This is a genomic window from Streptomyces mesophilus (genome assembly GCF_011044995.1).
GTDB lineage: Bacteria > Actinomycetota > Actinomycetes > Streptomycetales > Streptomycetaceae > Streptomyces > Streptomyces mesophilus.
Genome location: NZ_JAAKZW010000281.1, coordinates 1 through 9,675, shown reverse-complemented (window position 1 = coordinate 9,675; position 9,675 = coordinate 1). Strand labels below are relative to the sequence as shown.

6 protein-coding genes and 1 pseudogene are annotated in these 9,675 nt (G+C 73.2%); 2 read left to right on the top strand and 5 right to left on the bottom strand.

Features of this window, described 5'->3' with window-relative positions; genetic code table 11:
- Positions 1 to 68: 68 nt before the first annotated feature.
- Positions 69 to 1,343, bottom strand: coding sequence for an amidohydrolase family protein (locus tag G6045_RS36330; protein WP_165336491.1), 1,275 nt, complete (start codon positions 1,341 to 1,343; stop codon positions 69 to 71).
- A 264-nt stretch (positions 1,344 to 1,607) separates the two neighbouring features.
- Here G6045_RS36330 and G6045_RS36325 point away from each other — a divergent pair, with 264 nt between their 5' ends.
- Both G6045_RS36325 and G6045_RS36320 read left to right on the top strand, forming a co-directional pair.
- A complete protein-coding gene (locus G6045_RS36325) occupies positions 1,608 to 3,380 on the top strand; it encodes an ABC transporter ATP-binding protein (RefSeq protein ID WP_165336490.1) in 1,773 nt (590 codons plus the stop codon).
- Between the two features lie 23 nt (positions 3,381 to 3,403).
- Positions 3,404 to 5,200, top strand: a complete 1,797-nt coding sequence (locus tag G6045_RS36320; RefSeq protein WP_165336492.1) for an ABC transporter ATP-binding protein — start codon at positions 3,404 to 3,406, stop codon at positions 5,198 to 5,200.
- Positions 5,201 to 5,227: 27 nt separating this feature from the next.
- Here G6045_RS36320 and G6045_RS36315 read toward each other — a convergent pair whose 3' ends face one another.
- The 4 genes and pseudogenes from G6045_RS36315 to G6045_RS36300 all read right to left on the bottom strand — a co-directional run.
- Positions 5,228 to 6,160: a GNAT family N-acetyltransferase gene (locus G6045_RS36315; RefSeq protein WP_165336489.1), complete on the bottom strand. Its 933-nt coding sequence runs from the start codon at positions 6,158 to 6,160 to the stop codon at positions 5,228 to 5,230.
- Positions 6,161 to 6,218: 58 nt separating this feature from the next.
- Positions 6,219 to 7,487 (bottom strand): vWA domain-containing protein, encoded by a 1,269-nt coding sequence (locus G6045_RS36310; RefSeq protein ID WP_328708030.1) that lies wholly within the window; start codon positions 7,485 to 7,487, stop codon positions 6,219 to 6,221.
- Between the two features lie 50 nt (positions 7,488 to 7,537).
- A complete protein-coding gene (locus G6045_RS36305; RefSeq protein WP_165336487.1) occupies positions 7,538 to 8,758 on the bottom strand; it encodes an AAA family ATPase in 1,221 nt (406 codons plus the stop codon).
- Between the two features lie 112 nt (positions 8,759 to 8,870).
- Positions 8,871 to 9,675 (bottom strand): annotated as a pseudogene (locus tag G6045_RS36300) (hypothetical protein); the annotation flags it as partial.

Below are 9,675 nucleotides of genomic sequence, written 5' to 3'. Positions count from 1 at the left end.
GGGACAACCGGTGGGTTCAGGGGCAACCGGTGGGTTCGGGGTCGGGCGGTGGGTTCGGGGTCGGGCGCTCAGAGCGCGACGCCCGCCCGTACCACCCGGGCCGGGCGCTTCAGGACGGTGACGTCGGCCAGCGGGTCGCCGTCGGCGATCACCACGTCGCCGGCGAAGCCGCGCGCGAGCCGGCCCACCGTGCGCTCCAGCCCGAGCAGCCGGGCCGCGCCGGTCGTGGCCGTGCGAATCGCGTCGAGCGAGGACAGGCCCGCGGAGTGCATCAGCTCGATCTCGCGGCCGATCGGCTTGACCTTGCCGCCGGACGAGTCGGTGCCGGCTGCCAGCGGCACACCCCGCTCATGCGCGGCGAGTACGGCCTGCTTGAGGACCGGCAGATAGGTGCGGCCACGCTCGGCGAGCACCGGGTCGGACGACTCGGCCAGGCCCGCGATCGCGGAGAGGGTGGGCGTGAAGTACGTACCCCTGCGGCGCATCTCCACAAGGGTGCGCTCGCCGACGAACACCCCGTGCTCCAGGGAGCGGATGCCCGCGGTCACCGCGTCGTGGCAGCCCTGCTCGGCGTAGCTGTGGCACAGCACGCCCTTGCCGCCGCGGCGCGCGGCGGTCACGATCTCCCGCAGTTGTCCGTACGAGTAGACCTGGGCGAGCGGGTCCTGCTCGGGCAGCCCGGCGCGCTCGTTGACCCGGGTCTTGACCCAGTCGACGCCGCGGGCGAGGTTCACCTCGACGACGCGGCGCAGCGCCTCGGCGGAGCGCACACCGCCCTCGAGGCGGGCGAGCTCGGTGAGGTCCGGGTCGGCGAGGATCGTGTCGCCGAGGTCGGGGGTGACGAAGACACCGGCGGCCTCGAGGCGGGGCGCGAGGGCGGGCGCCTGGCGGGCGAGTTCCCGGACCGCGATGTCCTGGTAGAAGTTCGTCGAACCGCTGCGGGCGCTCGTCGCGCCCTGCCGTACGGCGTCGCGTGCCTCGGTCGCGGTGTTGAGGTGGATATGGGCGTCGACGAGTCCCGGCAGGATCCACTTCCCGTGCGCGTCGACGACCTCGGCGCCCTGGGGCACGGCGACATCGCGGCGCGCACCGGCCGCGCGCACGACCCCGTTCTCGATGACGACCACGGCGTCCTCGGTGACCTCACCCGTGGCCGGGTCGAGCAGGGTGCCGCCTTCGACGACGAGATCCGCGCCCGTCGCCCCGCGCCGGGAGGGTGCCCCAGCCGAAGCGGCCGAGGCCGGTGTCAACGCCGCCGTGGTTCCGGCGAGGGCGGCGGCCGCGGCGAGCACTCCGCGGCGGGTCATCCGGCTTGAGGGCGGTGGGGCGTCTTCCACGCACATCGAGGGCTCCTGAGAAGGTCGGGGAGGCGACTCGATTTTTGTATACCAAATTGAAGAACCTGATCAAGGGTGTAACCCCGAAGCATCGGAATCCTCATCAGAGCTGCGCATTCGCCCGAAGCGCGGCCAATGTCGCCCGGGTGTTGGTATACAAACCATGCGAGTTCGGTCGACAGGCCACCGAGCCCCCGTCCGGTCTCCCCCTTGCGGGCCGGTCAAGTTAGCCTTACCTGGCTTATGCAACGGCCTGGTGGGGAGAGCGACATGCGGGACGCCGCGCGGCACGACGGGCGTGAAGTCCTGCGCACAGTGATCAAGGGCGAGCGACGACGGGTCCTTGCGGCCTGTGCGCTCAATGCCTCGCACCAGATCGGTGAGGCGCTGATCCCCGTGCTGATCGGGTTCATCGTGGACCGAGCGATCGTCCACCCCGACCTCGCCTCGTTCGCGCGCTGGGCACTGATCCTCGCGGTCGTCTACGTCTTTCTCTCCGGCGGCTTCCAGCTCGGCGCCCGCGAGGCCGAGTACGCCAAGGAGCACGCAGGGCACACCCTGCGGATGCGGCTGATCCGCCGCGTCCTCGATCCGTACGGAGGGGCCGAGCGCGGCCGCCCGCCCGGCGCTCTGGTCTCCGTGACCACCGAGGACGCACGGCGGGCCGGCGGGGTGACGTTCGCGCTGCCGATCGGCTTCGGCGCGGTGATCGGTCTCGCGGCCGGTGCGGTGCTGCTGCTGCGCGCTTCCGTTCCGCTCGGCCTGCTGATCCTGCTCGGCACTCCGGTCCTGATGGGGCTCGGGCAGCTGCTCGCGCGCCCGCTCGAGCAGCGCAGTCACGCGGAACAGGAGCGTGCCGCCCACGCGTCGGGCGTCGCGGCCGATCTGGTCGCGGGGGTACGGGTGCTCCAGGGCCTCGGTGCCCAGCGCGCCGCGTCCGACCGGTACCGGCGCACCAGCCGGGCCGCGCTGGACGCGACGGTGCGGGCGGCCCGGGCCGAAGCGGTGCAGACCGGGATGATGCAGACCTTGACGGGTGTGTTCATCGCGCTGGTCGCGCTCGTGGGCGGCCATCTGGTCCTCACCGACGCCATCGGGCTCGGCGAACTGGTCGCGGCCGTCGGCCTTGCCCTGTTCCTGCCCGGCCCGCTGCACACGGTGGCCTGGGTGGCCGCCGATGTGGCGCGGTCGCGGGCTTCGGCGGAGCGGGTCGGCGAGGTCCTGTCGGCACCGGGAGGCATAGCGAACTCGGAGGCTGCGGCCCGTAACGAGCACTCCGAGGGCGCCCCCGACAACGCGGACTCCGAGGCTGCGGCCCGCAAGGTCCCCGCTCCGGCCGCCCCAGCCGACGGGGCACCGCCCGCCCTCCACCTCTCCGCCCTCACCCACGAGGGCCTGCAAAACCTCGAATTCGCCGTCGCCCCGGGCGAGTTCCTCGGCGTCGTCGTCACCGACCCCGCCCACGCCGACACCCTGGTCCGCTGTCTGGCCCGCCGCACCGACCCGGACGCGGGCCGGCTCGCCCTGGACGGCGTCCCCTTCACCGACCTCTCCCCGCGTGCGCTGCGCGCGCGGATCCTCGTCGCCGAACACGCCGCGGACCTGTTCACCGGATCGATCGAGGAGAACATCACCGCCGCCGGAGCCGCCGCCCACGAGGCGGCGACGACCGCCGCCGCGGCCGACGAAGTGGCCGCCTCCGTACCCGGCGGCATGGCCGCACCGGTCGGCGAACGCGGCCGCTCCCTCTCCGGCGGCCAGCGCCAACGGGTGGCACTCGCCCGTGCGCTCGCCGCCGACCGCGAGGTGCTCGTCGTGCACGACCCGACCACCGCGATCGACGCCGCCACCGAGGCCCGGATCGCCTCCGGCATCCGCGAGGTGCGCCGGGGCCGTACGACCGTCCTGGTCACCAGCAGCCCGGCGCTCCTCGCCGTCGCCGACCGCGTCGTCCTGATCGACGGCGGCCGGCTCGCCGACGAGGCCCGCCACGAAGAACTTGTCCAACGCAGCGCTCTCTACCGGACGGCGGTACTGGGATGACCACCACGTCGTCACAGCAGCTCATGCAGCAGACCGAAGCCACCGACGAGACGACGGAACGTTCCTCCGCGACCGACCTGCTGCCCGTCGCGACCGGCCGGCGCACCCGCGCCGCCGCCCTGGAACTCCTGCGCCCCGACCGGGGCCTGGCCGTCCGCTCGGCCCTGGTCCTGGTCGCCGCGACGGCCGTGGGCCTGCTCATGCAGCCGCTGCTCGGCCGGATCGTCGACCTCGTCGCGGACGGCGCGCGCGGCGGCTCCGTATCGACAGGTGTGCTGACCCTGCCCGTCGTCCTCCTCGTGGCCGTCGCCCTCGTGCAGGGCGCCTCGACCGCGCTTGGCCTCGGGATGGTCGCGCGGCTCGGCGAGTCGGTGCTCGCCCGGCTGCGGGAACGGTTCGTCGAACGGGCACTCGCCTTGCCTGCCGACCGTATCGAGCGCGCCGGCTCCGGTGACCTGACCGCCCGCGTCACGGGAGACGTGGCCCGGGTGTCCGAGGCCGTGCGCTCCGCGCTGCCCGAACTCGCCCGCGCCACCCTGACGATCATCCTCACCCTCGTCGCGCTCGCCGTGCTCGACTGGCGCTTCCTGGTGGCCGCGCTGCTCGCGGTGCCGGTGCAGGCATGGACGGCGCGCTGGTACGTCGGCAGGGCCGTTCCCCTGTACGCGAAGCAGCGCATCGCCACCGGAGCACAGCAGCAACAGCTCCTCGAGACCATCGGCGGCGCCGACACGGTCCGCGGTCATCTCCTCGAGGACGACCACACGCAGCGGGTCGAGAAGCGTTCGCGCGCGGCGGTGGAACTGAGCAAGCGCGGGGTGCGCCTGGTCCTCGGCTTCTACGGACGGCTGCACATCGGCGAGTACATCGGCCTGGTCGGGGTGCTCCTCGCCGGTCTGATCCTGGTGCGCGAGGACGCCGTCTCGATCGGTACGGCCACGGCGGCCGCGCTCTACTTCCACAATCTCTTCGGCCCCATCAACGCGGCCCTGGTCCTGCTCGACGACGCCCAGTCGGCGACCGCGGGCCTGGCCCGGCTCGTCGGTGTGACCGATCTGCCCATCGAGGCGGACGGGCCCGCCACGGGCCGCAGCGAGGACGCCTTCGTGCATGTACGGGGCATCACGCACTCCTACGGTGACGCCTCCCCCGTGCTGCACGACGTCGACCTCGATCTGCACGAGGGCGAGCATGTCGCGCTGGTCGGCACCAGTGGCGCCGGCAAGTCCACGCTGGCCCGGATCCTCGCCGGGGTGCAGCCGCCCACCGGCGGCGAGGTCACGATGCCGGCCGCCGCGAACGGGCGGCCGGGCGCCGTCCTCGTATCGCAGGAACTGCATGTGTTCGCCGGCACGCTCGCCGAGGATCTGCGGCTCGCCAAGCCCGACGCGTCCGAAGCGGAACTGCGCGCGGCGCTCTCCACTGTCGACGCCCTCACCTGGGCCGAAACGCTCCCGGACGGCCTGGACACGGTGGTCGGCGAGGGCGCGCACAGCCTGGACGCCGCGAAGGCACAGCAACTCGCGCTCGCCCGGCTCGTGTTGGCGGACCCGCTGATCGCCGTCCTGGACGAGGCGACCGCGGAGGCGGGGAGCGCGGGCGCCCGGCTGCTCGAACAGTCCGCGCGGGCCGCGCTCGACGGGCGTACCGCATTGATCGTCGCCCACCGCCTCACCCAGGCCGCGACCGCGGACCGGGTCGTGGTCCTCGAGCACGGCCGGGTCGTCGAGTCCGGTCCGCACGAGCGGCTCAAGGACGCCGGCGGGCCGTACGCGAGGCTCTGGGCCGCATGGTCGGGCACGCGGCAGTCCGCCTCCTGAGGGCGGACCGGCCGCCCGAGCCGGAGCTCAGACCGGCCGGGTCAACTCCCAGGTGTCGACGGCCACATCCAGCGACATGCCGTGGCGCTCGTACAGCGCGAGCGCCCCGGAGCTGTTGTCCGTGTCGACGCCCAGGCTGACCCGGTCCCGTCCGAGGCCCGCGTAGTACCAGAACGCGTACCGCAGCAGATAGCCGGCGATCCCCCGCCCGCGCGCCTCGGCGAGCACCCCGAGGTTGCTGATCCAGCCGGTGGTGAGGCGGTCGTTGCGGGTGCGCATCGCGGCGATGTCGCCCATGCCTTCGAGGCGGGCGATCCAGATCAGGGAGAAGTCGGCGTTCTCCGCGTCGATGTCGTGCAGCCACTGCTCGTACGTACGCGGCTGGAAGTCGAAGTGGCCGCGGAACGACTCCTGCAGGAGCGCATGCGCCTGCCGGCGGTCCGCTTCGTCCGTGCAGGGGCGCAGGCACAGCCCGGGCAGCGGCTCGGGCATGGTGTCGGCGGCGGGCGAGATCGCGCGGTGCATCACGTGGTAGCGCCGCACGGTGCGCCAGCCGCGCTCGCGCAGCACGTCCTGGTCCACTGCGGTCGTCACGTGCAGGCCCTGGTGGATGACCGCCCGGCCGACGCCGTTTTCGGCGGCGCGCTCGGCGGCCCGGGCCTCCATCCGGTCGAGGAGCAGGCGCGCGCCGTCGGGCCGGCCGGGCAGCATGTACAGGTCGACGTCGATGCGTTCGCCGCCGGACTCGTCCCACAGCAGGCCGTAGCCCACCAGCTTCCCGTCCTCGTGGAGCAGCCAGGAGTCACGGGTGAGGTCGACCTCGGGGTGCTTCCACTCGGCGAGGATCTCGTCGACGTCGGTCTCGGCCTTTCCGCCTTCGACCACATCCACTTGGTTGAGCAGTTCGCCGGCCGCCGCCGCGTCGTCCAGGGTGGCGGGCCGCACGGTCACAGTCTTCATGGGGCCACTGTCGGGCTGCGCTCAACAAGGTCGCAATGCAATTTATCCGGGCCGCCGCCTACCCGATCTCCACGACCCTCGCCCAGTCCGGCACCGGATCCGGGATGTAGTCCGGATTCTCCTCGTCGTACAGGGGTGCGCGCGGGAACAGGCCGATCACCGTACGGGCCGGTGGCCGTTCCTTGGGCCAGGGTGTCTGGCCGTCGGTGAGGGCCACGATCACGTCCGGTCGCGGCAGACTGCGCAGCGCCTTCGCGAAGCCGGCGCGCAGATCCGTACCGCCGCCGCCGAGCAGCGGAATCCCCTCTCCGCGGCACAGCGGGTGCACCAGGCGCGCCGCGGAGTCGCAGGGCACCACGTTGACCAGGTCGCGGCGGCCGCCCAACGTCTGGGAGATCGCGGCGACTTCGATGAGCGCGGCGCCCAGCTCCGCGTCGCTGACGGATCCCGAGGTGTCGATGACGATGCTCACGCGCGGTGGCTTGCGGCGCAGGCTGGGCAGGATGATGCCCGGCAGGCTGACGGAGCGGCGGGCGGGCCTTCCGTACGTGTAGTCCTCGCCCACACCGGGTGCGGACGCGGCCGAGCGGATCGCGGCGCCGAGCAACTCCCGCCAGGGCTGCGGCGGTTGGAAGGCCTCCTCGGCCCATCGCTTCCACCCGGCGGACGCGCTTCCCGGCCGGCCGGTGATGCCCTGGGCCACCCGGAACCGGACCAGTTCCCGCTCCTGTTCGCTCAGGCCGTGGGCGCCGTCGGGCCCCAGGTCCCAGGGCCGTATCCGTCCGTCGGCTCCGCTGCCGCAGTCGAGCCAGGCGTACGCCTCGGTGAACCGGCTGAGGCGGAAGCGGCTCAGGTACTCCTCCATGAGGTGACCGTTGTCCAGGCCCAACGCTCCGGGCCTCACCGCCCCTCGGGGGAACTTGAGCCCGTCCCCGAACGCGTCGTCGTTGATCTCGCAGTCCGCCGCGATGTTCATCCGCAGCCGCTCGGCCGCGCCGGTCAGACCGTGCCGTTGCGCGTACCGGTCGCTGCGCCCGTGGTGGTCGCGCAGCAGGTGCGAGACCTCGTGGACCCACACCGAGGCGAGGTCCTCGACGGGGGTGCGGTCCACGAAGGCGGGTGACACATAGCAGCGCCAGTGCCGGTCGACGCCCATGGTCGGCACCTGGCGTGACTCGACGACGTGCAGTGCGAAGAGCGCGGTCGCCAAGTACGGGCGGGCGCGCACGGCTTGGAGGCGGGCCGCGTAGAGCTTGGCCGTGTCGAGAGGGAGCGGCGCACTCTGGGTCTCCCTCTGCGCCTCCCTGCGCGTTTCCCTCTGTGGCACGTTCTGCGGCACCTTCTGCGGCACGTCCTGCGTCACCTTCTGTGTCGTGCTCAACGTCCCACCCGCGCTGTCGCCTTGACCCGCGCCGCTGCCTGGTCCGCGTCACGGGAGATGGTCACGGCCCCGGCCAGCTGCTCGATCGCGGCGGGCACGTCCCAGTCCTCGCGCCGCAGCGAGGCCAGCGTGGTGGCGGGGACGACCACCAGGTCGGGCGCCCCCGTCTCCAGGGCCCGCACGAGCAGGTCCCAGGCCGCGTCCCAGCGCGCCCGTTCCGGCCGTGCCCGGACGGCCGCGACCACCGAGTCGAGCACCGCCTGGCGCAGATCCCCGCGCTGGGGCAGCTCGGCCGCCGCCGGATCGGCGAGCAGCAGCTCCGGGTCCGGCAGGTCCATCCGGTCCAGACTGGCGAGGAGTTCGAATCCCGGCCCGTCGCCGACGGTCCCCCGTACGAGCAGCGAGAGCACTTCGCGGGACGCCCCGGCCGCCGTGGCGAAGGCGATCAGACGCAGCGTCATGTCCCAGCTGCGCGGTGAGGGCCAGGCCCCGCCGCGCCGTGTCTCACTGCTGGGCATCTGGTGCACCAAGGCGGCGCGGGCCGCGAGCAGTCCGCACACGGCGCGCCGGGCGAAGTCGACGGACTCCGCGAGGCGCTGCGGTTCGAGCTGCGGCAGGGTGGCCCGTGGCCAGGTCCCGCCCAGACCGCGGACGACGACGTCCTGTTCGTGCGCCCACTGCAGATGCACGAACCGGTTGGCGAGCGGCGCGCTCAGCTCCCAGCCGTCGGCGGCCGACGAGCGCGGGTTGGCGGCGGCCACGATCCGTACGCCGGGCGGCAACTGCAGCGCCCCGATGCGCCGTTCGAGCACCACCCTGAGCAGCGCGGCCTGCACGGCCGGCGCGGCGGTGGACAGCTCGTCGAGGAACAGCAGGCCCTTGCCCGCCCGTACGAGCCGTACGGCCCAGTCGGGCGGCGCCATCGGCACGCCCTGCCGTGCGGGGTCGTCCCCGACGATGGGCAGCCCGGCGAAGTCGGAGGGCTCGTGCACGCTCGCGATCACGGTGGTCAGGGGCAGGTCGAGCGCCTCGGCGAGCTGGGTGAGCGCGGCGGTCTTGCCGATGCCGGGCTCGCCCCAGAGCAGCACGGGCAGATCGGCGGCGACGGCGAGCGTGAGCGCTTCGAGCTGGACGTCGGTGCGGGGTTCGGTGGTGGTGGCGCGCAGCAGCCCCAACAGGTCCTCTGCTACGTCGAGTTGAGTGGTGTTTCGGTTCATTGCCAAGTGTGATCACCTTTCGTGTGTGGGTGGTGGGTGTGCTGTGCGTGCTGCTGTACGGGATGTGCTGTGGGTGCCGCTGTACGGGGATGGGTCCGGATCGGCGCCCGCCTCAGCGCCCCAGGGCCTGACGCGGATGGGTGCGCACGGCTGCGCGCCGCTTGCGGTACTCGGTTCCCGGCGGGCCCGGCTGTCCGAGTCCTGACCGGTAGAGCCCGTGGTCGATCCGTCTGCGCAGGGCCGTCTCCAGGACGTCGCGCAGCGGGCCGTCGCGCAGGTGGGCGCCCGGACCGAGCAGGCTCTCCAGGACGTCGAACGCTCCGGCGAAGTCGCCGTGTGCCAGCCGTTCACGGATGCCGGTGAGCGATGCGGGGTTGCGGTGGGCGTCATCGATGACCTGCAGACAGGGCATCGGGGGCCCGCCGAGTGCGGCGAGCAGTGACTCCCGTTGGATCTCGGCGGGTTCGTGGTCGAGGGGCGAGAGCACTCCGTCGACGAGTGCGAGACGATGACGGGCGCCACGGCAGTCGACCAGGTGGGTACGCCCGGCCGGCTCGCGGTCCGAAGCCTCCGCCTGCGCGGCCCGTACGCCCAACGCCTGTGCCACCAGCGGATGCAGCCGCTCGCCGTCGATCAGGCCGGCGCGCAGGAGTTCCCGGTCGGGCGGCACCCAGGTCGCGGCATCGGGCAGCAGGGGGAAGGCCCCCTCGGCCTGGACGACGCGTGCGTCACGGGTGTCGACGGCGAGGCACCGCCCCGCGCCCAGGCGGACGCCGACCAGGCCGTCCGCCCCGAGCCCTTCGGCCTCGCGTACGAGCCGCGCCTCGGCGGCCCAGCGGTCCACGGCCCAGTGCGGTTCCCACTCACCTGCGCACTCCCCGGCACCGGACTTCCCTCCCACCTCCCCGGCACCGGAC